The following is a 22,931-nucleotide window of genomic DNA, read 5'->3' as shown; positions in this document are numbered from 1 at the left end:
ATATCGGGGCGTGACGGCGCGGTTCATCGTCCGTCCCACTCGTAGCGCACGCCGACCAGGAACAGCCGCGGCGCACCGGGCGCGACAAAGCGCTCCACCGGCACCGTGGCGCCCGGCTGCAGTAGCGCTCCGCCCGGGAACAGGTTGTAGCCGGCCTGGCCATAGGTGGCGTAGCGCCGGTCGAACACATTGTCGATACGGCCATAGACCTGCCAGCGCGGCAGGAACTGCCAGCTCGCGCGCAGGTTCAGCAGCAGGTAGCCGCCGGTATCGGACAGGCCCGGGTGCTGCGCGCTCAGCGCGCCATCTTCGTTGCCGGCCACCGGCCGCGACGACGACACCAGCAGGTCGCCGCCCACGCTGAGTGCCGCGGTGGCGCGCCAGTCGGCGCCGAGCTTGAAACTATGCAGCGGGATGCCCGCCATGCGCGTGCCGGGCCGCACCGCCACGGGCGCCGCAAATGGCGTCTGCAGCGTTCCTTGCGCCTGATAGGTGGCCTGCGTATAGCTGTAGCCCGCGCGCAGCGTCAGGCGGCCGAGGCGCTGGCGCACGCCCACTTCCACGCCCTGGTTGCGCGTCTTCGGAAAGTTGGAGAAGTAGCCCAGCGGGCTGACCGGGGAACGCTGGAACACGATGTCGTCGCGATTGTCGCTGCGGTACAGCGCCAGCGTGATCTCGCTGGCATCGGCAGGCTGCCAGCGCCCGCCGAACTCCAGCGTGCGCGTGACCACCTGGCGCAGGAACGGGTCGGCCTGCAGCCCCGTGGGCAGCTGGCAGGCGTTGGCGGGATCGGCGCAACCGAGCTCGATGGCCGTAGGCATGCGCGTGCCCTGCGAGGCCGAGCCGAACAGCACCAGCCGGTCGAGCAGGCGGTGCGTCAGGCCCAGGGAAGGGTTGAGCCGCGAATAGGTGAAACGCTCGTCGGACTGCGTGGGGAGGCTGAGCAGCGTATGGCGGCGGCCCTGGTTCCAGCGCGCGGCCAGCGTCAGGAAGGTGCCTTCCAGCAAGCGCATGGTGTCGGTGGCAAACAGGCCCACGGTGCTGTCGCGTCCGTCCAGCGCGGCCTGCGTCAGTACCGGCGCGCCGGCATCGGCAACCGTATTGCGGGCATCGTCGAAGCTGCCCTGCTGCGTGGTCTGCGTATAGCGCGAACGGTTCAGGTCGAGCGCGGCGCCGAGCGCGAAGCGGTGGGTCTCGCCGTCATGCGACCATTGCATCGACGCGCCGTAGCCGGTCTCGCGCACCGTGGCGCTGTTGAGCACGGCATTGGCCGGCGCATTGTCGGCCTCGCATTCAGCGCTCCCGGCCTGGCCCTGGCAGCCGAGCGCGGTGTCGAGGTAATCGTCGCTGATGTCGCCGCTGTTGGCGCGGGTGCGGGTCTGCCGCAGGTAGAGCGTCAGCTGCAGCTGGTCCTGCGCGTCGAACTGGTGGGCGCCGTTGAGGGTCACCTGTAGCGAACGCGAGCGCGTCACGTCGGGCGCGGTGTAGGTCGCGCGGCGGTCGGCGGCATAGAGGCTGTCCGGCGTCAGGCCATTGCCGCGCAGCCGGCTGTCGCTGCCCAGCACGCTCACGTTCCATTGCGTGCCGCTGGTGGAGCGGCCCAGCTTGAGGAACACGTTGCCCAGGTCGCTGTCCGAGCGGTCGCGCCAGCCGTCCTCGCGCCAGCCCGTGCCGGCAACGTAGGCGTGCCAGCCATCGCCGAGCCGCTGGCCCGCGCTGACATCGAGGCGCGCACGGCCGTAGCTGCCCACGCTCAGGTCGGCCTCCACGCCCGGGTGGGTCTCGCCGGACTTGGTCTGCAGGGCCAGCGCGCCGCCAAGCGTATTGAGCCCGTAGAGCGGATTGCTGCCCGGCACCAGCGTTATGGTGCCGAGCGCGGCTTCCGGGATCGCGGCCCAGTGGATGACATCGCCCAGCGCCGCGTTCTGGCGCACGCCGTCCAGGTACAGCGACAGCCCCTGCGCGGACCCGAGCGTGGGGGACAGCCGGTAGCCGCGATAGAGGATGTCCTGCGCGAACGGATTGCCCTGCCCGTCGTTGACCACTACGCCGGTCATGGTTTCGGCCAGGAAGGCCGACAGGTTCGGGGCCTTGACGCGTTCCAGGTCGCCGTCGGTCGCGGTCTGCGCATTGCCGGCAAAGGCCTGCCGCTCGATCGTGAAGCCGGGCAGCGGGGTCGGCGCGACGACCGTGACTTCGCGCAGGTTGTGGACCTGGTCGGCCGCTGTTTCGTTCGTCGCTTGCTGCGCTGCCACAGACCATGACACGGGCAGTGCCAGGGCGCCCAGGCAGGGCACGAGCCGGAGCGGACGAGTGCGGCAACCTGTGCGGCAACGGCTGCGGGCCATGGGTTCCCTGTCGCGCTGCGTCGCGCGGGCAAATTGCTGCGGGCTGGACGTAGTGACTGCGAGTGGCGCAAATGCTACCTAATCTAGTCCAGCGGGCAGGGACTGCCAAGTTGCGCGGCTGTGGGCCCGCTGTTTTTTGCCTAGAGTTTTCAGACGGCCCCGGGGTTGCGCGTGTGCCGAGTCCTGTGTCCCGTCTCGCGAACCATGAGGAATCGCCCATGCCGATCACCGAAGCTGATGTCGATCACGACCGCCGCCGCCTGCTTGGCGCCGGCGCCCTCGCCATGCTCGGCCTGGGCGCTTGCGCGCAACGCAGCGTTGGCAGCGGTGGCGGGCAGCCGGTCAGGATCGGCGTGATCGGTTCGGGGCGGATAGGCGGGACCGTCGGCGGCCTGTGGGTGAAATCGGGCCACCCGGTGTTGTTCTCCTCGCGCCATCCCGAGTCGCTGAAGGCGCTGGTCGATGCGCTGGGCCCGCTGGCGCGCGCAGGCACGGTCGCCGACGCCATTGCGTTCTCGGACGTGCTGTTCCTGGCGACGCCTTACAAGGCGCTGCCGGAACTCGGCCAGGAGAACCCAGGCGCCTGGCGGGGCAAGATCGTTCTGGATGCGACCAATGCCATCGTCCCCAAGGACGGCGCCATGGCCGAGGAGGCGCGGCGCAACGGCATCGGCATCACCACGAGCAAGTACCTCGCGGGTGCACGCGTGGTGCGCGCGTTCAACTTCATGGGCGCGGCCAACTTCGCCAGGGAACACCATCGCGAGGGCGAACGCATCGCCGTGCCGATTGCCGGCGATGACCCGGCCGCGCTGCGTGTGGCGGAGCAGCTCGTGCGCGATGCGGGGTTTGAACCGGTGGTGGTGGGGCCGCTGGCCAGCGCGGACAGGTTCGCGCCGGGCGGGCCGCTGTTTCGCCAGATCGGCAGCGTGGAGGAGATGCGCAGGAAGATGGGCGCGCAGTAGGCAACAGAGCCGCGTGCGGCGACAGGCTCAGGGCCGGCGGCGTTCCATCGCCACCATCGACGGCGTGAAGCCGAGCTGGCCGAAGAATGCCGCCTCGGACGAGCGCGCGGCGCGCAGGACCCAGATGATGTCGGGATCGTTGCCCATGACCTGGCGCACCAGCGCCCGGCCGATGCCCTGGCGGCGATGACTCGGTGCGACCACGACCATGGACAGGAAGCCATCGGAGACGTCATCGCAAAGCGCGCGCGCGAAGCCGACGATTTCACCCTTGTCGACGGCCACGGCCACATGCTGCGAATTGGCGACCAGGCGGGCGAAGCGTTCGGCGCTGCCGACGCGGTTGTTCCAGCCGTTGGCGATCAGTAGCTGCCTGGCGGCTTCGACTTCTCCAGGCAACAGATTACGGATTTCCATCGGCGGCTCCCCTAGCAAACGCATGTACGGCCCATCGCAGCCCCCTGCCAGGGGCGCCGCGAGTAGAGTACGGCACGGGAAGCCCGGCCGCGCAATTGGCGGAGTGTAGCGAGCGGGCGCAGACACGTCAATTTGCCACCGCACGCACGCGGTGGCCGCGCCGCTGGCGCTGCCGCGCGGTATGATGGCTGGCATGAACGCCCCCATCTTCTCTTCTGCCCACCCGGCCGATCAGCTGGCTGAGTTCTCCGACGCCGACGCGGCGCTGGCCCGGATCCGCGAGATCTACAACGCCTCGGTGAGCGCGGTGCGCGCGCGCTTCGACGCGTTCGCCAACGGCAAGCCGCTGCCTTCCGCGGCCCACGCGTGCTACCCGTACCTGGGCATCTCCGTGAACATCGAAACCATGGTGACCGACAGCCGGCCGTCATGGGGCACGGTGGCCTATCCGGGGGTCTATGGCACCACGGTGACGCGCCCGGACCTGCTCGCCGATTACTACCGCGACCAGATCGAACGGCTGATGCGCTACCACCGCGTGCCCGTGGTGGTGGGTCTGAGCCGTCGGCCGATTCCGCTGCCTTTCGTTATCGAAGCCTCTACCACCGACATCAGCTACACCCAGGCGCGCGAACTCGAAGTGTCGTTCGTGCTGCCGGAGCTGAGCCGCATCGACGATTCGATTGCCAACGGCACGTTCGAGCCGGTGCCCGGCGAAGCGTGGCCGCTGTCGCTGTTCCCGGCCGAGCGCGTGGACCTGGCCTTGCAGCGCCTGTACCACTACACCGGCACCGCGCCCCAGCATTTCCAGCGCTTCGTGCTGTTCACCAACTACCAGCGCTACGTCGACGAATTCATCGCGCTCGGCCGCTCGCTGATGGCCAGCAGCGACGGCGGCGGGTACGCGCGCTTTGTCGAGCCTGGCGACGTGGTGCAGGAGCTTGGCGCCGCCGAGCCCGACGACGCCGACCGCCCGCGCGCGCTGCCGCAGATGCCGGCCTACCACCTGGTGCGCGACGACAAGCTCGGCGTGACGCTGGTCAACATCGGCGTGGGCCCGTCCAATGCCAAGACCATGACCGACCACCTGGCCGTGCTGCGTCCGCACTGCTGGATGATGGTGGGCCATTGCGGCGGCCTGCGACGCTCGCAGCAGCTTGGCGATTACGTGCTCGCCCACGCCTATGTGCGTGACGACCACGTGCTCGACCATGACCTGCCGCCGTGGGTGCCGGTGCCGCCGATCGCGGAGATCCAGGTGGCGCTGCAGGAGGCGGTGGCGCGCATTACCGGGCTGTCGGGCGGCGAGATGAAGACGCGCATGCGCACGGGCACGGTGGTGTCCACCGACGACCGCAACTGGGAGCTGAAATCGAAGGCGCTGTATGCGCGCTTCAACCAGTCGCGCGCGATCGCCATCGACATGGAAAGCGCGACCGTCGCGGCCAACGGCTTCCGCCTGCGCGTGCCCTATGGCACCTTGCTGTGCGTGTCGGACAAGCCCTTGCACGGCGAGCTCAAGCTGCGCGGCATGGCCAATGCGTTCTATCGCCAGCGGGTCAGCCAGCACATGACCATCGGCCTGGAGGCCGTCCGCATTTTGCGCGAGAACGGCGTCGAGCAGCTGCATTCGCGCAAGCTGCGGAGCTTCGACGAGCCGGCGTTCCGCTGAATCACCGGCCGGGCAACCCAACGAAAAAGGCCAGCGCCTGAAGCGCTGGCCTTTTTCATTTGGGCAAGGCCCGATCAGAACCGGTAACCCACGCCCATGCTGAACAGCCACGGATCCAGGTTGACCTTGGAGACATTGACGCCGCCGGCCTTCACGTTGCTGGCCAGCCAGACCTTCTTGACGTCGGCATTCAGGAACCAGTTCTTGGTCAGCTTGTAATCCATGCCGATCTGCAGGGCCGGCGCTACGCTCCAGTTGTCCAGCTGGAGCGTATTGTTGGCGATGTCCGTGCCCCAGATGCGCGTGAAATTCAGGCCCGCGCCCACGTACGGACGGAAGGTGCCGTCCGGCAGGAAGTGGTACTGCACCAGCAGCGTGGGCGGCAGGTGCTTGAAGGTGCCGATCTTGTTGCCATTCAGGTAGACGTCCTGCTTCTGCGGCACGGTCAGCACCAGTTCAGCGGCGATGTTGCGCGTGAAGAAGTAGGTGACGTCGAGTTCGGGGATCCATTTGTTGTTGACCGTGATCGCATCCGACGGTACGCCCAGCGCCGGAATGGCATCCGACTTGTCGGCCATGTCCAGGTAGGTGGCGCGCAGGCGAACCATCCAGTTGCCCTGGGTCTCGCCATCGGCGGCGAAGGCGGGCGTGGAAACAGCGCCAAGCATGGCAAGCGCGGCGATAGCAGTGCCGGTGACCCGGGCCCGGAGAGAGATCTTGTTCATGGCTTTTTTGCTTTGGTCTGGTAAAAAATCGAAGCCAGTTTGGCCGAGCGGGCGCGGCACGACATTGACCGAGAACAAGAGAGACCCTATCGGAAGAAGGGTCGTCGCGACGACGCCACAGCGCGGCCCGGGCATGCGGCCGCAGCGTCTAAACACATGCGGATTTATTCGTGGCACGTCCGCAAGGCACGCCTTAACCTTTGCGTCATGGCCGCAGCCGCGGCCGGAACCAGGCATGTCGTGGGCGTCCGCAAGGACGTCTTTCCGGGCGTGTCCCGTGGGGGCGGGGCACACCGGCTTTCTTTGCCTGTCCTGCGCTGGCCTCTCGCTGCCGCACATTCCTTCCGATCTATTTCCGGCCGATCGCCACGATCGACACCGCGTCGCGGAGCGTCGCAGCGGGTCGCATTCGGGAATGTCCTCTGAGCCAAAGGGATAGGCCTTTTGTCCCGCCACGTTTTCATCCATCGCGCCATGCGCGTCGGCGGCCGGCGCAGCCTCAGCCAAAGGATGAGCCCATGTCGGTTATGTACGCCGGCGCTCAATCGTCTGGCCGGTACAGCGACGCGGCCATTGCGCCTAGTCTGGTAGCGCGGGAAAAAGCGAACGACAAACGGGGGGAAGAATCATGACGGCAAGGACCTGGCTTGGCGGGCTCGTGTGCGCGGCGGCGACATGCCTCGTCGCGGCGTGCGGGGGCGGAGGCGGAAGCTCGGGCAGCGCCACCCCCACGGCGACGCCCGCTGTCAGCTATACGGCAAAACTTAACGTGACCTCGGCCGAAGTCGGCGTCGGCCGCACGCTGACCCTCAGCGCGGTGGCCGTCGACAACAGCGGCAACGACGTGACCTCGTCCACCAGCTTCGCCTGGACTTCGGCCGACAACGCCGTTGCCTCGGTCGTGGGCAGCACGGCTACGATCGGCGGCGCGGTGGTGACCGGCGTCAATCCCGGTACGACAACCGTGCAGGTGGTGGCCACGGTCAAGGCCGCCGACAACTCCACCGTGCAACTGCCGGCGCAGTCGGCGACCATCACCGTGGTGCCGGCCTCGGCCACGACCTATAGCCTGTCGATCCCGAATACCTCGTTGTCGATGACCGATGGGCAGACGCTGCCGGTCAAGGTATCGCTCGTCGACAACAACGGCAACGACGTGTCGGCGAACGGAAGCGGCTGGGCGTGGACCAGCAGCGGCACCGCGGTGCAGGTCGCCCCGGCGCTGAACAGTGCAACGCTGAGGGCCAGCAACAGTTCCACCACCGCTGCCGCGACGGCCAACGTGTCGGTGTCGGTGACGGCGCCGGATGGCCGCGCGCTCGGCGGCGTGATCTTCGTCACGGTGCAGAAGAATGGCACGGCGACCTACCGCGTGGTCACTACGCAGAACGGCGACCCGGTCAATGCGCTGCAGGTGCTCAGCGGCTATCCGGCCAGCTTCAGCGCCCGCGTGCTGCGCAACGACGACCAGGATGTGACCGCGGACTTCGACGGGACCTGGACGTACGTGCCGACATCGTCGAGCCTGTCCGCCGCGGAAGCCGCGGGTACGCATGACGTGACGGCCAGCACCAGCCTGGCCAAGGGCGCCGGTCCGGTGCAGGGCACGCTCACGGTCACGGCGGTCAGTACCAAACTGGCGGCGAAGCCGACGGCCAGCCTCAACGTCGTGGAGAACCCCGAATGGGCGCTGATGCCTGACGTCCAGCAACCGCTGACGCTGACGATGATCGGCATCCCCATCCCGGTCACCGTGGGCCTGAAGAACTTCGGCAATGACCAGCCTTCGACGGCGTGCACGGGCTGGACCTGGGTGGCCAACGGACCGGTCACGCTGTCGCCGGGCATCGGTGACAACCAGCGCAGCGTGTCACCGACGGCCACCGGCGATTTCACGCTGACCGTCAGCTGCACCAACGTTGCGGACGGCAAGCTCATGACGGTGAAGCTGGTCGGTACCGTCAAGTAGCCCCCAACGCGGGCGTGTTGTCCTGCTGTCCCGAACGCCCTCCGCAGGAGGGCGTTCTGCATTCCGGCCAGGCAATCCGACGCGCAGGGTTATCGAGCGTACCCGTTTCTGCGTGCTCGCGAGGCCGTCATCGCTGCGCCGTTCCGATGGCATCGCGCGTGCGCTTTTGCGTGCTTGGGGAACGGAAGCTGGAGCGAAGTTACCCTGTGCGGCATGGCAAGCGTACCCGTTTCTGCGTGCACCGGCGCAAGGGGGCCATCGCCTCAACAGGCATGCGATATGGGCCCCATAGGGCATGTCACGAAAGGCGCGAGAGCGGTCGCGGAGGCGGCAAAAGGGCGGGAGCGTACCCGTTTCTGCGTAGCGATCCCACGGGGAGAAACGAGCGCCAGAGCGCCCGAATCAGCGCTTGCGTACCAGCTGAATGACTTGTTCGGCGGGTTTGTCCGGCAGGCCCTGGGGGCTCGCGGTATTGGAGGCGCAGGTGTTGCAGCCGCCGTCGTCGCAGCCGCTGGCGCAGCCGGCCGCGGCTTGCGGGGCCAGCCGGCGCACCAGCCGTGCGCGCCAGCCGGTGGCCGCCGGGCCGCCGAGGCGCGCGGCCAGTCCGGCCTTCAGGCGTTCGCGCGTGCGCGGCGCGTAGCGGGCCGCCACCGACACCGCGCATGCCAGCACGATCAGCGGGACCAGCAGGGATTCGACCGCGTGGTAGAGGCTCATGGCGTCAGCTGAACATCAGGGCGACGCGGTAGGTGATGAACGCGGCCAGGTAGCCCAGGCCGGCCAGGTAGGCGGCCGAAGCCGCCATCACCTTCCACGAGTTGGTCTCGCGGCGGATCACCGCCAGCGTGGAGATGCACTGCGGCGCGAACACGTACCAGGCGAGCAGGGCGAGCGCGGTAGCCAGCGACCACTGCTGGGCGATCATAGGGGCCAGCTGCGCCGTCACGGCGTCATCGCTGCCGGACAGCGCGTAGACCGTTGCCAGCGCGCCCACGGCCACCTCGCGCGCCGCCAGGCCCGGCACCAGCGCAATGCAGATTTGCCAGTTGAAGCCCACCGGCGCGAACACATGCTCCAGCGCCTTGCCGATCATGCCCGCAAAGCTGTAGTCGATCGCCGGACCGGTCGCGCCCGCCGGCGGTGCCGGGAACGTTGCCAGGAACCACAGCAGCACGGTCAGCGCCAGGATCACCTTGCCGACGCGCGCCAGGAAGATACGGGCACGCTCCCACAGCCCCAGCGCCACGTCGCGCGGGTTCGGAATGCGGTACGACGGCAGTTCCATCAGCAGCGGATGGTCGGTGCGGTCGCGGCGGAAATACTTGAGCGCGTAGGCCACTGCCAGCGCGCTGACGATGCCCGCCACGTACAGCGCGAACAGCACCAGCCCCTGCAGGTTGAACAGCCCCATCACCGTGCGTTGCGGGATGAACGCGCCGATCAGCAGCGCATAGACCGGCAAGCGCGCCGAGCACGTCATCAGCGGCGCCACCAGGATGGTGGTGAGCCGGTCGCGCGGATCCTGGATGGTCCGCGTGGCCATGATGCCCGGGATCGCGCACGCGAAGCTCGACAGCAGCGGAATGAACGAGCGGCCCGACAGCCCGGCCCCCATCATGAGCCGGTCCAGCAGGAAGGCGGCTCGCGGCAGGTAGCCGGATTCCTCCAGCGTCAGGATGAACAGGAACAGGATCAGGATCTGCGGCAGGAACACGATCACGCTGCCCAGGCCGGCGATCAGGCCGTCCACCAGCAGGCTCTTGAGCATGCCATCGGGCAACTGCGCGCCAATCATCTCGCCGATCCAGTGCACCCCGCCTTCGAGGCCGTCCATCAGCGGCGCGGCCCACGAGAACACGGCCTGGAACATCAGGAACAGCAGCACGGCCAACAGCAGCAGGCCCAGCACCGGATGCAGCACGATGCGGTCAAGCTGGTCGTCCAGCGCGGCGGTGCGCGCGGGCATCGACACCGCGGCTTGCAGCAGCCGGTTGACCTCGGCATGCACGTCGAGGTCATCGGCCGGCGGCAGCGCCGGCGGCGCGGGCGGCAGCGTGCCATCGAGCACGCCGAGCAGCGCCGCGGCGCCTTCGCGCTTGATCGCCACGGTCTCCACCACCGGTACGCCGAGCGCGGCCGCGAGCTTGTCGCGGTCGATATGGATGCCGCGACGCGCCGCCGCATCGCTCATATTGAGCACCACCACCATGGGCAGGCCCAGCCGGCGCAGCTCCAGCACGAAACGCAGGTGCAGGCGCAGGTTGGTGGCGTCGACCACCGAGACCAGCAGGTCGGGCTTCGGCTCGCCCGGGCGCTTGCCCATGCAGATGTCGCGCGTGATGGCCTCGTCGAGGCTGGCCGCGTGCAGGCTGTACGCGCCCGGCAGGTCCAGGATGCGGATCTGCCTGCCGGCCGGCGAAACGAAGAAGCCTTCCTTGCGCTCCACCGTCACGCCGGCATAGTTCGCCACCTTCTGGCGGCTGCCCGTCAGGCGATTGAACAACGCGGTCTTGCCGCAGTTGGGATTGCCCACCAGCGCTATTCGCAAGGCGGAGGGCAAGGCGGAAGAAGAGGGAGCTGCAGACATAGTCGGGAAGAACTCAGGCGGAGCGTTGAGCCGCCTTGGTATCGGGCTGGCCGGCGGCCTCGCTGGCCGGAGCAATGCGGCTAACGGTGGCGCTGACGACTTCGACGCCGATGCGTGCGGCCTCGGAACGGCGCAGCGCGAAGCGCGTGAAGCCGACCTGCGCCACGAGCGGGTCCATGCCGAAAGGGCCGAAGGCGATCACTTGCACCACTTCGCCAGGGACGAAGCCAAGTTCGCGCAGGCGGCGCGCCACCGGGTCACCGGGCGTGGCGTCGACCACCGATTGCACTACGGCGGGCGTGCGCCGTGGAAGTTCAGACAACTGCATCATGCTTCCAGTCCGAAGGCGCGGACTGCCGCCGCGCAGACGGCGCGATCCCGCCAGGGTACGTAAATGAAAATCGTTTTCATTGTATCTCAATTGGAGCATCGTGTCGGCGCAAGGCGCGACAGGCAAGGCGAGTGGATAGCACAGAATGCCGCGCAGAGGCAAAGGGTGCGGCTGAAATCGGGCACGCTGGACGGCTTCGGCGTGCCGCGAGGTCGCCTGAAAGGTGCGATCGGGAAATCACAGTGCCCTGGTCTCATGTGCCGAACGGCGGGGGCGGCTTCGATTACTACATTTGTGTTATTGGTGGGACAAAGTCCGGCATGTAAGCTGCAATCACGCTGAACACCCCGTTCCACGCGTACTTCACAGCCACCTGTCCCTGGACCGGTGGCTTTTTCTTTTGGGGCGCGCCAGCCCCTCAGGCGTGCGCGGCCGTGGCCGTGCGCACCATCGCCACGAAATGATCCCGGGCCGGATGGTCCGGCGCAGCCTTCCACGCGCAGTAGACCTCGGACGGCACCCCCGCCGCATCCGCTAGCGGCCGGAACGCCGCTCCGGCCATGCCGGATCTTGCCAGGGCGGCCGGGACGACGGCCACGCCCATCCCTTGAGACACCAGCGACACCACCGACAGCCAGTGGCGTACCTCGTGCCGGATCTGCGGATAGAAGCCGCGCGCCGCGCACATTTCGAAGATCCGGCTGTAATAATCGGGCGAAGCCTTGCGCGAGAACAGCACGAACGGTTCGGCCCGCAGGTGGGCCAGTGCCACCTCGGCCTGTGCCGCCAGCGCGTGGTCCTGCGGCAGGCAGCAGACGAACGGCTCGCGGTGGACCAGCACCGCGTTCAGCTCGTCCGGCAGGCGCCCCGTATGGACAAAGCCGGCGTCGAGTTCGTTGTGCAGGAGGGCGTCGATCTGTTCCTGCGAGTTGAGCTCGGTCAGCGCCACCTGGATGCCCGGAAAGCTCGCCTGGAAGTCGCGCAGGTACTGCGGCAGGCCCCGGTACAGCATCGACCCGACAAAGCCCACGCGCAGCCGCCCAACCGCGCCGGCCTCGATGTCGCGCGCCAGCACGCGTGCCGCCTCGGCCTGCGCCAGCAGTGCGTTGGCCGATTCGCGGAAGGCCCGCCCGGCCGCCGTCAGCCGCACGCCCCGGCTGTCGCGCTCGAACAGCTTTGCGCCGACCGAGGCCTCCAGCTGCTGGATATTGAGCGACAGCGGCGGCTGCGAGATGGACAGGCGCTTCGCGGCGCGGCCGAAGTGCAGTTCCTCGGCCAGGACCAGGAAGTAGCGCAGGTGTCGGAATTCCATGGCGATATAAAAAACATATTGATCGAGCCAATTTTAGAATTAGACGCGAATCCATGGGAATCCAATAATGGGTGCACACAGGTCCGCGCGCCGGCAAGCCAGCCGGGCGGAAGGCGGGCCAGGCCAATCCCAGGAGACCTACATGACCAGTGCCGTGCGTCATGCCGCACCCCAAGCCCAATCGGTGGCCCCGCAGGCCGAACACCCGGTGCCCGACCGCCAGGGCGGCAGTCTCTATACCGCCGACCCGGAACTGCGCGCGCTGCTGCCGCTGTACCTGCCGGCGGACCTGCTGAACGTGCTGCAGCCGCGCCTGGAGCGCATGGGCGAACTGGCCGGTGGCGTGCTGGACGAGCTGGCCATGCTCGCCGACCAGAACCCGCCCACGCTGACCCACCGCACCCGCAACGGCATTGACCAGCAACTGGTGCACAAGCATCCCGCCTACGTGGAACTGGAGCGCGTGGCGTTCTCCGAGTTCGGCCTGGCCGCGGTGTCGCATCGCGCCGGTGTGTTCGGCTGGGACAAGCCGATGCCGCCGGCGGCCAAGTACGCGCTCACGTATATGCTGGTGCAAGCTGAGTTCGGACTGTGCTGCCCGCTGTCGATGACCGATTCGCTCACGCGCACGCTGCGCAAGTTCGGCGATCCGGCGCTGGTCGAGCGCTTTATGCCCAACCTGACCACGCAGGTGTTTGAAGACCTGTTCCAGGGCGCGATGTTCATGACCGAGCAGGGCGCCGGCTCCGACGTGGCCGCCACCGCCACGCGCGCCGTGCGCGACCCGCAGGCGGAAGGCGGCTGGCGTCTGAGCGGCGACAAATGGTTCTGCTCCAACCCCGACGCCGGGCTGGCCATGGTGCTGGCGCGTTTCGAGGACGAGGCCGGCAACGCCGTGCCCGGCCACAAGGGCGTGTCGCTGTTCCTGCTGCCGCGCAAGCTGGCCGATGGCAGCGACAACCGCTACCGCATCATTCGCCTCAAGGACAAGCTCGGCACGCGCTCGATGGCCAGCGGCGAGATCCGCCTGGAAGGCGCCAGCGCCTGGCTGGTTGGCGAACCGGGCCGCGGCTTCGTGCAGATGGCCGACATGATCAACAACTCGCGCCTGTCCAACGGCGTGCGCGCCGCCGGCCTGATGCGCCGCGCGCTGACCGAGGGCCTGTTCATCGCCCGTGAGCGCAAGGCCTTCGGCAAGCGCCTGGAAGACATGCCGCTGATGCGCCGCCAGCTGCTCAAGCTGACGCTGCCGACCGAACAGGCGCGCACCATGGTGTTCCAGACCGCCGAAGCGCTGCGCCGCGCCGATGCGGGCGAAGCGAACGCTTACCCGCTCATGCGCATCCTGACGCCGCTGATCAAGTTCCGCGCCTGCCGTGACGCCCGCAAGGTTACCGGCGACGCCATGGAGATCCGCGGCGGCTGCGGTTACATCGAGGAATGGAGCGACCCGCGCCTGGTGCGCGACGCCCACCTCGGCTCGATCTGGGAAGGCACCAGCAATATCGTCGCGCTGGACGTCCTGCGCGCGATCCGCCGCGAAGGCTCGCTGCCGGCGCTGCGAGCGCACCTGGCCGGCCTGCTGGCCGACACCCCGCTGCATGCCACCGCCCGCGCCACCTTTGAATCCGCGATCGAGCGCGCCGCCGCGTTTGCCGCGAGCGCGGCCGAAGCCGGCGCCGAGGGCGACCTGCTGGCCCGCCAGGCGGCCTCGGGCCTGTATCACGTGACCACGGCCGTGGCGATGGCCTGGGAAGCCGGCCAGACCGGTTCGGTGCGCCGCATGCGGCTGGCGCAACTGGTGCTGCGCCACCGCGTGCTGCCGCAAGACCCGATGTCCGCGCAGGCTGAGCCGGAATGGCTGGCCGAAACCGTCGCGCCGCCGGCCGATGGCGTCGTGCGTGCCGCCGGCGCGGTGGACCAGGTCAACGTGTTCTGACCTTTTCCTGCATCTGAAAATTTTCCAGCCCCCGACGGCACCGCAAAGCGGTGCCGTCCACCGCATCGGCCGACATCCCCGGGGCCATGCGAGACGACTCATACCAGGAGACAAGCCATGCAACTCTGGCACCGTATCGCGGCCATCGCCGCCTGCACGCTCAGCGTCAGCGCCACCCCCGCCTTCGCGCAGAAGGACTACCCCTCCAAGCCGATCATGATGGTCGTGACCTACCCGCCGGGCGGTCCCACCGATGCCATGGCGCGCACGCTCGCCGCGGCCCTCAAGACCAGCCTGGGCCAACCCGTGGTGGTCGAAAACCGCGCGGGCGCGGGGGGCAATATCGGCGCCGAAGCCGTGGCGCGCGCCGAGCCCGACGGCTACACGCTGATGTTCGGCACCTCGGCGCCGCTCGCCATCAACGTGAGCCTCTATCGCAAGATCAACTACGACCCGGTCAAGAGCTTCGCGCCCGTGATCCAGATCGGCCAGCTGCCGAACGTGCTGGTGGTCAACCCGAGCGTGCCGGCCAAGAACGTCAGCGAGCTGATTGCCTATGGCAAGGCGCATCCGGGCAAGCTCAGCTATGCCTCGTCGGGCAACGGCGCATCGTCGCACCTGGCCGGCGTGCTGTTCAACAACCTGGCGGGCACCGACTTCCAGCACGTGCCATACAAGGGCACAGGCCCGGCGCTCAATGACCTGCTGGGCGGTCAGGTCAGCATGACCTTCACCGACGTGCTGACCGCGCTGCCGTTCATCAAGAGCGGCAAGGTGCGCGCGCTGGGCGTGACCACCAAGGCGCGCTCGCAGGCGCTGCCCGATGTGCCGACGGTCGCCGAGCAGGGCGTGGCCGGTTTCGACGTATCCGTGTTCTTCGGCGTCGTCGTTCCGGCCGGCACGCCCGCGCCGGTCATTGCCAAGCTGAACCATGCCTTCGCCGAGGCGCTGCAGAAGCCCGAGGTACGCAAGACGCTGCTGGCGCAAGGCCTGGAGTTCGCACCGTCCACCACGCCCGAGCAACTCGGCAGCTTCGTCAAGTCCGAGGTCGGCAAGTGGCACACGGTCGTGCAGAAGTCCGGCGCGCAACTCGACTGACCGGGAGCGATGTCATGACGCAATCCAAGACGGGCGCGCTGGCCGGCATCCGCGTGGTCGACCTGTCGCGCATCCTGGGCGGTCCGTACTGCGGACAGATCCTCGGTGACCACGGCGCCGATGTGCTGAAGATCGAACCGCCGCAGGGCGACGACACGCGTACCTGGGGCCCCCCGTTCAAGGACGGCGTGGCGTCGTACTACTTCGGGCTGAACCGCAACAAGCGCGTGATGAAGCTGGACCTCACGGCCGACAACGACCGCAGCGTGCTGCTTGCGCTGCTCGAAGACGCCGACGTGCTGGTCGAGAACTTCAAGACCGGCACCATGGAGAAATGGGGGCTTGGCTTTGACACGTTGTCGGCGCGCTTCCCGCGGCTCGTGCATTGCCGGGTCTCGGGCTTTGGCGCCGATGGTCCGCTCGGTGGCCTGCCCGGCTATGACGCCGCCGTGCAAGCCATGGCTGGCCTCATGAGCATCAACGGCGAGGCGGATGGCGATGCCTTGCGCGTCGGGCTGCCTGTGGTCGACATGGTGACGGGCATGAACGCCGCGCTCGGCGTGCTGCTGGCGCTGCAGGAACGCGAGCGCAGCGGGCACGGGCAGTTCGTCGAAGCCGCGCTGTATGACTCCGGCCTGTCGCTGCTTCATCCGCATGCGGCGAACTGGTTCATGAATGGCAAGACGCCGGTGCGGACCGGCAATGCCCATCCGAATATTTATCCGTACGACACGGTTGCCACGGGCACGGATCCGATCTTCCTTGCTGTTGGCAATGACCGGCAGTTCCGCATTCTGTGCGAGTTCCTTCAGGTGCCCGCATTGGCGGATGACGAGCGCTATGCCACGGCCGGGGCGCGTTCTGTGAATCGTGTCGCCCTGAAGGCCGAGCTGGAAGCGCAGATGCGCGAGAGGGACGGCAAGGTGCTGGCCGATACCCTCGTCGCTGCAGGCGTGCCGTGCGCGCCGGTGCTGTCGGTGCCGGATGCCTTGCAGCATCCGCATACCGTGCATCGCGAGATGGTGGTCGAAATGGAGGGCGGCTATCGCGGCTTGGGCGCGCCCGTGAAGCTGAGCCGGACACCCGCGACGTATCGGTTCACGCCGCTGACGGAAGGGGATCGGTTCCTGCCGAAGGAGGATTGAATCGGACTCGGGTGCCATCCACGACCGAGTGGACCTGGATGGCATCCCCGATTCAATCAAGGCGCCCGCTCACTGCATCTGGATATTGCCGCGCTTCACTACCGCGCGCCATTTGACCAGATCCGCTGTCAGTACCGTCGCCACCCGCTCAGGCGTGCCTCCGAGCGGGCTGGCTCCCATCTCCGTAAAGACCTTCACAGTCTCTGGATCGGCGACCACGTTGTTGATCGCCACATTCATCCTGCGGATGATTTCGTTCGGCGTTCCCTTCGGCGCAAGGACCGCGAACCAGGTGGACGACTGCAGCGAAGGAAAGCCAAGCTCGGCCGTGGTCGGCACGTCCGGCAGCGCCGGCGAGCGCCGGGTCGACATGATGGCCAGCGCCCTGACCTTGTTGGCCCTGACCTGGCCGACGATGCCGGGCACCAGCTGGAACATGGCCTGGATGTCATTGGCCAGCAGGTTCGTGGTGGCGGTCCCCGGCGCACTGTAGGGAACGTGCGTCATCTCGGCCCCGGTCTCGCGATCGAACAGCTCGCCGGCCAGGTGCATCGAACTGCCGTTCCCGGAGCTGCCGTAGTTCAGTTCTCCCTTGTGCGATCTGGCATAGGCGATGAAGTCCTGCAGCGACTTCACCGGCAGGCTGCTGTTCACCACCAGGATATTGGGGACATCCGCAATCAGGGCCACGGGCTCGAAGCTGGTTTGCGGGTTGAACGGAAGATTCCGGTACAAGCTGGGATTGACGGCGAGCGTGCCGGCCCACGAGAGCAGGAACGTGTATCCGTTCGGTGCCGCCGCAGCTGCCGCGCCGGCACCGATATTGCCGTTGGCGCCGCCGCGGTTGTCCACGATCACCGCCGCGTTCAGCTCCTTCTTGAGGCGCTGGGCAAGCACGCGCGCAATCGTGTCGCCGGTGCCGCTGCCACCGGGCGCGGGAACGATCAGCATGATGGGTTTGGAAGGCTCCGGCCAGGTGTCGGCGATGCCGGCCTGGCTGGCACAGAGCACGGCCGCGACAACGCCAATCTTGATGAAGTGCAAGCATTTCTGTCTCCTTTGAATGATCTGGCGATACAGGCGACGATGCGTCGCGGGTCTTATGCAAGCTGCATTTCTGCAAGCTGCGCGGCGTCCAGTACCGCCTGGATCGATGCATCGGGCGTTTGCACCGGCAGCACGCAGCCCGGTCCGAGGATGAGCTTGCGGCCCCCTGTCTGGGCACAGGCATCCCGCACTTCGTGGGCAATGGCGCCGGGTCCCCCGTGCAGCAGCGTATGGTGTTCATTGAGACCGCCGACCAGCACGCCGGGGAAATGCCGCCCGGCGCGCCGCAGGTCGGGGTCCGTCAATCGGTCATGCCAGTTGAATAACTCGACGGGGTAGTCCGACAGCAGCGGGAACATGATGTCGTCGCCATGGGCATGCAGCATGTTCGCGCGGCACTGGCCGCGAATCGCATGGAGGACCTCCAGGTCGTACTTTTTCCCGAATCGCTCGTACTCGGCGGTCGTCAGCAGGCGGTGCGATGCCAGTTGGGTCGCGAAGAAGATGCCGTGCGCGCCGGCGCGCATGGCTTCGAGGCAGAAGTCGATGGTGACGTCCGTGATGACGCGCAGCGCCGCATCGACGGCTTCCGGATAGCATCGGATGTCGGTAAACAATCGTTCGGTCGCAAGCTTGCGCGCCGTGGTGAGCGGGCTGAACACGGTCTGAAGGATGGGAACAGAGCCGCCGAGATGCCGCGCTGTCTGCGCGAGTGCGAAGTTCTGTTGGCCATAAGCCCCGAGTCGCGGATCGATCCAGCGAATCCGCTCCCAGTCGTCGGTCCGCATCACGGCAGGCTCGGCCACAATGCGCGCGCCGTTCGCGGCGCCTGCATAGGCAGTCTTCGCGCCCCAGTCTTCCACGCCATACGTACCGGGCGGCATGAACTTCAGCAGGTCGAACTGCCATTTCTGTTGCCACGCCAGCGTCAGGCGTGTCAGCTTGCCCGCATCCATGTCATCCACGGGAAAATGGCGCCACAGTGAGACCGGCACCCGGTCGGCGGCTTCACCGCGCAAGGTGGCTTCAAGGCGACGCCAGGGGGTCATCGTGTTCATGTGCCGCCTCCTTATGCAGCCGCCGTCTCGACGACGGGCAGCACGTGATTGATGCCGGTGGCCATCTCCGAGGTCGCGACGCCGTAGATGTGCACGGAAATGGCGGTGCGCGCCTGGGCGTTGCCGACACGGTGGATCAGGTGCAGGCCGGCCGTACCGCTGCTGCCTTCGCCGACCTTGCGGCAGGCACTGCCGGCGGGCACTGCGGCCGCGCCCTGGGGGGCGTACTCGAAGTACTCCTCCAGCAGTTCGCCTTCCACGACGGAAAGCGCGCACCACGTGTGATGCGCATGCACCGGGCTGTGCTGCCCCTGCATCCAGACCAGCGCCACGATGGTGTAGCGGTCCGCCGCGTCGCTGTGCAGGACGTGGCGCACATAGCCGTCGCTGCCGGGCTCGCACATCGCCCGGGGCAAACAGTTTCTGTCGGGGAACGCGTCGCGGATCATCCGCTGGATGACGCGCGGATCAAAGCATGCTTCGGAAGCAAGCAGTGAGTCGATGCCGCTGGCAAGGCTGGCAATTCGCGATGTGGGCGCTTCGATGATTCTCGTCATGGATGTCTTCCCGTATTTGCATTCCTCAAAGGCTCGGACAGAATGGCGACTGCCCGAACTTTGGCGAACTTTCGCGTAATCGTGCGGTACTGACAAACGAGTTGTTCCAACAGCAGGGTTTGAGAAATGCAAAAGCTGATGCATTGCAGCATCATGGATCTGAGGCTGCTAGTCGCCGTGGCGGACGCGGGGAACATGTCGAAGGGCGGCGCGCTTTGCTTCCTGGCGCCGTCGAGCGCGAGCCTGCGCATCAAGCATCTGGAGCAAGTCGTCGGAACGCGGCTGTTCCGGCGCGAAGCGCGCGGTGTCTCGCTGACCCGGGCGGGCCAGATCATGGTCGACCACTGCCGGCGCTGCCTGACGGAAATCGAGCAGATGCAGGCGAGCCTCACGCCGTTCTCGGAAGACGTGCATGCGCAGCTGGTGCTCTACGCGAACAGCAGCGCCATCGCATCGTTCCTGCCGGCCGACCTGCAGGGCTTCCTGCAGTCGCATCCGAAGGCACGCATCACGCTGGAAGAGCACCTTAGTCGCGACATACTGGTCGCGGTCGTGGAAGGGCGCGCGGATATCGGCATCCTGACCCAGGACGAGCCGCATCCCGACCTGGTCCACTACCCTTACCACGAAGACGAAATCGTCCTGCTTATGGCAGATTCCCAGCCGTGGAAGAAAAAGGCGCCGGTAGCGTTCCTCGACTGCCTGGCCTTTCCCTTTGTCAGCCAGCAGAACGGCTCCGCCATTCATTCCTTCTTGCTCAGCAAGGCGAGCGAGCAGGGCCGGCGTGTCGATGTGAGGATTCAGGTAGCCGGCTTCGCCGCGGTGGCATCGATGGTGCGGTCCGGCGTGGGCGTGGCGATTGTCCCGCGTTCAGCGCTGGCGGCGATCAATGTGGACGGCTTGCGTGTCGTGGCACTCAGCGATGCGTGGGCCAGGCGAACGCTCAGCCTGTGTGTGCGGCGGGACGTGCTGGGATCGAGAAACTACGTGACCGACCTGGTGGAAGTGCTGCGGCAAAGCGGCGAGTAGATCGCCGGCTACGCCGGCGAAACCACAGCGCTTGCAAGGCACGGAGGCATCAGAACAACGTATACCCCCCGTCAATCACAAACGTATCCCCGGTGTGGTACGCCGACGCCGCGCTCATCAGGTACACCGCGATACCCGCGAAGTCGGAGCCCTCCCCCCAGCGCCGCATCGGCACGCGCTTGCCGACCATTTCCTGGAACGTCGTATTGGCCTGCGCATTGGCGGTCATTTCCGTCTTGATCCACCCCGGCAGCACGGAGTGCGCGCGAATCCCGTGCCGCGCATATTCCACCGAAAGCCCGCGCATCATGGAAATCAGCCCGCCCTTGGTCGCCGCGTAGTGCTCGTTGCGCGCCGCGCCCTCGATGGCCGCGACGGAGGCTGTGCCGACCAGGACGCCGCCGTTCCCTTGTGCCAGCAACTGCCGCGCCGCCGCGCGCAGCGTAAAAAACGCCCCATCCAGGTTGACCCGCAACACGCGATGCCAGTCCTCCGTACCCATTTCTTCGAAGCGTGTGCCGCGCGCTGAAATACCCGCATTGGCGAAACAGCCGTCGAGCCGGCCGAGCGCGGCCAGCGTGCCATCCATGGCCGCGGCGACGGAAGATTCGTTGCTGACATCGCAGATCGCCGTATGGACCTTGCTCCCATACTGCGCCAGCCGCTCGGCGGCGGCGGCATTCTTCTGCGCGTTGGTCCCCCAGATCGCGACATCGGCACCTGCCTGGGCCAGGCCCTCTGCCATGCCGAGGCCGATGCCGCCGTTGCCGCCGGTGACGAGCGCCACCTTGCCGGTAAGGTCAAATGGGGTGAAAGCCATGATCTGTCTCCTTTGAGGATAAAGCGCCCGCTCTTGGCGGCGGGCGGATCAGATCATGCTAAGAGGCGATGTTGCGGGCAGGCATCGTCGGATGCGACGAAACCCGCCTGTAGCCCCGCAGGAGGCTTAACCCGGGATCATCCCCGGCAGCACATAGGCCTGCACCACCGTGATGATGCCGATGATCACCGCGAACAGCAGGCTATGCTTGACCGTGAAGCGGAACAGTTCCGACTCCTTGCCCACCAGCCCGGTCGCCGCGCACGCCACCGCGATCGATTGCGGCGAGATCATCTTGGCCGTCACGCCGCCCGTGGTGTTGGCGGCTACCAGCAGCGTGTCGGACACGCCGATCTGGTGCGCCGTGGTGTTCTGCAGCGAGCAGAACAACGCGTTCGACGACGTGTCCGAGCCCGTCAGGAACACGCCGAGCCAGCCCAGGAACGGCGAGAAGAACGGGAACGCCGCGCCGGTCCCCGCGAGCAGCAGCGCCAGCGTGGACGACATGCCCGAGTAGTTGGCCACGAACGCAAATGCCAGCACCAGGCCGATCGACAGGATCGGGCGGCGCAGTTCCACCAGCGTTTCACCGAAGGTCGACACCAGGTCGCGCGGCTTCATGCGCAGCAGCACGGCCGAGATCAGTGCGGTCAGCAGGATGGCCGTGCCCACGGCCGACAGCAGGTCGAGCTTGAACACGGCTTCATACGGCTTGGGCGATGCCACGATCGGCGCGGCCTTGACGACCAGCTGGTCCAGCCCCGGCACCTTGAACTTCAGCACCGTGCCGGCCAGCGCGCCGTTGCCGGCGAACAGCGCCTTGAACGGCTGCAGGCTCCACACCGTGACGATGGCCGTCAGGATGCCGAACGGCGCCCACGCGCGGATCGTCTGCGCAGCGGTGTACGGGGACTTGCGGTTGCCGCCGCTCTGCACGCCGTTGCTGAAGCCGCCGCCACCAAACGCCGACATCGCCATGGTGCCGCCGCCGACATTGCCGCCCGCACGCTGCGAAGCGCTGCGCGGCTTCCACACCTTCAGGAACGCCGCCAGCGACACCAGGCTCACCAGCGCCGAGGTAATGTCCGGCAGCTCGGGCCCGATATGGTTCGACGTGAAGTACTGCGTCACGGCAAAGCTGGCACCGGTCACCAGCGCGGCCGGCCACGTTTCGCGCACGCCCTTGGCGCCGTCCATCATGAACACCAGCCAGAACGGCACCATCAGCGACAGCAGCGGCAGCTGGCGCCCCGCCATCGCGCCGATGTGCATCGCGTCGATGCCCGTTACCTGCCCGGCCACGATGATGGGAATGCCCATGGCACCAAAGGCCACCGGCGCGGTATTGGCGATCAGGCAGAGGCCCGCCGCGTAAAGCGGATTGAAGCCCAGGCCCACCAGCAGCGCGGCGGTGATGGCCACCGGTGCGCCGAAGCCGGCCGCGCCTTCCAGGAACGCGCCGAAGGCAAAGCCGATCAGCAGCATCTGCAGCCGCTGGTCGTCGGTGATCGACAGCACGGACGCGCGGATCACGTCGAACTGCCCCGTCTTGACCACGATCTTGTACAGGAACACCGCGGTCACGATGATCCACGCAATCGGCCACAGGCCGTAGGCAAAGCCGAAGCCAGCGGCGGCCAGCGCCTGCTGCGCCGGCATGCCATAGGCGAAGATCGCCACGCCGAGCGAAAGCAGCAGCGTCACCGCCGCGGCTACATGGCCTTTCAGGCGAAACAACGCCAGGGCCACGAAAAAGAACAGGATGGGAATGGCCGCCGCCAGGGCGGACAGCCACAGGCTGCCCAGCGGTGTATAGATTTGGGTCCAGGGTTGCATGCTCGGTCTCCTACTTCATTGGTGTTTCGGTCGATCTTTGTTGTTGTGGCAAACGCGTGCGCGCCGACGCTTCGCT

19 protein-coding genes are annotated in these 22,931 nt (G+C 67.2%); 7 read left to right on the top strand and 12 right to left on the bottom strand.

Features of this window, described 5'->3' with window-relative positions:
- Positions 1-23 precede the first annotated feature (23 nt).
- Positions 24-2,267, bottom strand: a complete 2,244-nt coding sequence (locus tag ACIGJC_RS27830; protein WP_483712742.1) for a TonB-dependent receptor — start codon at positions 2,265-2,267, stop codon at positions 24-26.
- A gap of 299 nt (positions 2,268-2,566) precedes the next feature.
- Here ACIGJC_RS27830 and ACIGJC_RS27825 point away from each other — a divergent pair, with 299 nt between their 5' ends.
- Positions 2,567-3,313 carry an NADPH-dependent F420 reductase gene (locus ACIGJC_RS27825; protein WP_483712741.1) on the top strand — a complete coding sequence of 249 codons (747 nt, stop codon included), beginning with the start codon at positions 2,567-2,569 and terminating at the stop codon, positions 3,311-3,313.
- Positions 3,314-3,340: 27 nt separating this feature from the next.
- Here ACIGJC_RS27825 and ACIGJC_RS27820 read toward each other — a convergent pair whose 3' ends face one another.
- Positions 3,341-3,730 (bottom strand): GNAT family N-acetyltransferase, encoded by a 390-nt coding sequence (locus ACIGJC_RS27820; protein ID WP_483712739.1) that lies wholly within the window; start codon positions 3,728-3,730, stop codon positions 3,341-3,343.
- A 184-nt stretch (positions 3,731-3,914) separates the two neighbouring features.
- On the opposite strand from ACIGJC_RS27820, the gene ACIGJC_RS27815 reads away from it, so the two are divergent.
- The gene (locus tag ACIGJC_RS27815; RefSeq protein WP_483714420.1) at positions 3,915-5,402 is read left to right on the top strand and encodes an AMP nucleosidase; all 1,488 of its coding nucleotides are present in this window, start codon (positions 3,915-3,917) and stop codon (positions 5,400-5,402) included.
- Positions 5,403-5,476: 74 nt separating this feature from the next.
- Here ACIGJC_RS27815 and ACIGJC_RS27810 read toward each other — a convergent pair whose 3' ends face one another.
- Positions 5,477-6,127, bottom strand: coding sequence for an OmpW/AlkL family protein (locus tag ACIGJC_RS27810; protein WP_483712738.1), 651 nt, complete (start codon positions 6,125-6,127; stop codon positions 5,477-5,479).
- A 628-nt stretch (positions 6,128-6,755) separates the two neighbouring features.
- On the opposite strand from ACIGJC_RS27810, the gene ACIGJC_RS27805 reads away from it, so the two are divergent.
- Positions 6,756-8,096 carry a hypothetical protein gene (locus ACIGJC_RS27805; RefSeq protein WP_483712737.1) on the top strand — a complete coding sequence of 447 codons (1,341 nt, stop codon included), beginning with the start codon at positions 6,756-6,758 and terminating at the stop codon, positions 8,094-8,096.
- A gap of 402 nt (positions 8,097-8,498) precedes the next feature.
- On the opposite strand, the gene ACIGJC_RS27800 is transcribed toward ACIGJC_RS27805, so the two are convergent.
- From ACIGJC_RS27800 to ACIGJC_RS27785, 4 genes are all read right to left on the bottom strand, one after another.
- Complete coding sequence (locus tag ACIGJC_RS27800) at positions 8,499-8,813, bottom strand: DUF6587 family protein (protein ID WP_483712735.1); 315 nt, start codon at positions 8,811-8,813, stop codon at positions 8,499-8,501.
- 4 nt (positions 8,814-8,817) lie between these two features.
- A complete protein-coding gene (gene feoB / locus ACIGJC_RS27795) occupies positions 8,818-10,683 on the bottom strand; it encodes a ferrous iron transport protein B (protein WP_483712733.1) in 1,866 nt (621 codons plus the stop codon).
- Positions 10,684-10,696: 13 nt separating this feature from the next.
- Positions 10,697-11,011 carry a FeoA family protein gene (locus ACIGJC_RS27790; RefSeq protein WP_483714419.1) on the bottom strand — a complete coding sequence of 105 codons (315 nt, stop codon included), beginning with the start codon at positions 11,009-11,011 and terminating at the stop codon, positions 10,697-10,699.
- A 421-nt stretch (positions 11,012-11,432) separates the two neighbouring features.
- Entirely contained in the window at positions 11,433-12,326 is an 894-nt protein-coding gene (locus ACIGJC_RS27785; RefSeq protein WP_483712731.1) for a LysR family transcriptional regulator, read from the bottom strand.
- A gap of 142 nt (positions 12,327-12,468) precedes the next feature.
- Between ACIGJC_RS27785 and ACIGJC_RS27780 the strand changes: the two genes are divergently transcribed.
- From ACIGJC_RS27780 to ACIGJC_RS27770, 3 genes are all read left to right on the top strand, one after another.
- Positions 12,469-14,265 carry an acyl-CoA dehydrogenase family protein gene (locus ACIGJC_RS27780; protein ID WP_483712730.1) on the top strand — a complete coding sequence of 599 codons (1,797 nt, stop codon included), beginning with the start codon at positions 12,469-12,471 and terminating at the stop codon, positions 14,263-14,265.
- 117 nt (positions 14,266-14,382) lie between these two features.
- Positions 14,383-15,363: a Bug family tripartite tricarboxylate transporter substrate binding protein gene (locus ACIGJC_RS27775; RefSeq protein WP_483712728.1), complete on the top strand. Its 981-nt coding sequence runs from the start codon at positions 14,383-14,385 to the stop codon at positions 15,361-15,363.
- A 14-nt stretch (positions 15,364-15,377) separates the two neighbouring features.
- Positions 15,378-16,508 carry a CaiB/BaiF CoA transferase family protein gene (locus ACIGJC_RS27770; protein ID WP_483712727.1) on the top strand — a complete coding sequence of 377 codons (1,131 nt, stop codon included), beginning with the start codon at positions 15,378-15,380 and terminating at the stop codon, positions 16,506-16,508.
- 69 nt (positions 16,509-16,577) lie between these two features.
- Here ACIGJC_RS27770 and ACIGJC_RS27765 read toward each other — a convergent pair whose 3' ends face one another.
- Genes ACIGJC_RS27765 through ACIGJC_RS27755 form a run of 3 tightly spaced genes read right to left on the bottom strand, consistent with a single transcriptional unit; the run spans position 16,578 to position 19,170 of the window.
- On the bottom strand, positions 16,578-17,552 hold the full coding sequence (locus ACIGJC_RS27765; protein WP_483712725.1) for a Bug family tripartite tricarboxylate transporter substrate binding protein: 975 nt from the start codon (positions 17,550-17,552) through the stop codon (positions 16,578-16,580).
- 56 nt (positions 17,553-17,608) lie between these two features.
- The gene (locus tag ACIGJC_RS27760; protein WP_483712724.1) at positions 17,609-18,613 is read right to left on the bottom strand and encodes a uroporphyrinogen decarboxylase family protein; all 1,005 of its coding nucleotides are present in this window, start codon (positions 18,611-18,613) and stop codon (positions 17,609-17,611) included.
- Between the two features lie 11 nt (positions 18,614-18,624).
- Positions 18,625-19,170 (bottom strand): cysteine dioxygenase family protein, encoded by a 546-nt coding sequence (locus ACIGJC_RS27755; RefSeq protein WP_483712723.1) that lies wholly within the window; start codon positions 19,168-19,170, stop codon positions 18,625-18,627.
- 126 nt (positions 19,171-19,296) lie between these two features.
- On the opposite strand from ACIGJC_RS27755, the gene ACIGJC_RS27750 reads away from it, so the two are divergent.
- A complete protein-coding gene (locus tag ACIGJC_RS27750) occupies positions 19,297-20,199 on the top strand; it encodes a LysR family transcriptional regulator (RefSeq protein ID WP_483712722.1) in 903 nt (300 codons plus the stop codon).
- Between the two features lie 49 nt (positions 20,200-20,248).
- On the opposite strand, the gene ACIGJC_RS27745 is transcribed toward ACIGJC_RS27750, so the two are convergent.
- Both ACIGJC_RS27745 and ACIGJC_RS27740 read right to left on the bottom strand, forming a co-directional pair.
- Positions 20,249-21,019: an SDR family NAD(P)-dependent oxidoreductase gene (locus tag ACIGJC_RS27745; RefSeq protein WP_483712720.1), complete on the bottom strand. Its 771-nt coding sequence runs from the start codon at positions 21,017-21,019 to the stop codon at positions 20,249-20,251.
- A gap of 126 nt (positions 21,020-21,145) precedes the next feature.
- Positions 21,146-22,855: a lactate permease LctP family transporter gene (locus tag ACIGJC_RS27740; protein WP_483712719.1), complete on the bottom strand. Its 1,710-nt coding sequence runs from the start codon at positions 22,853-22,855 to the stop codon at positions 21,146-21,148.
- Between the last annotated feature and the right edge of the window lie 76 nt (positions 22,856-22,931).

The sequence above is a fragment of the Cupriavidus sp. C3SS-1 genome (genome assembly GCF_057073755.1).
This window is presented reverse-complemented; position numbering and strand designations above follow the sequence as displayed.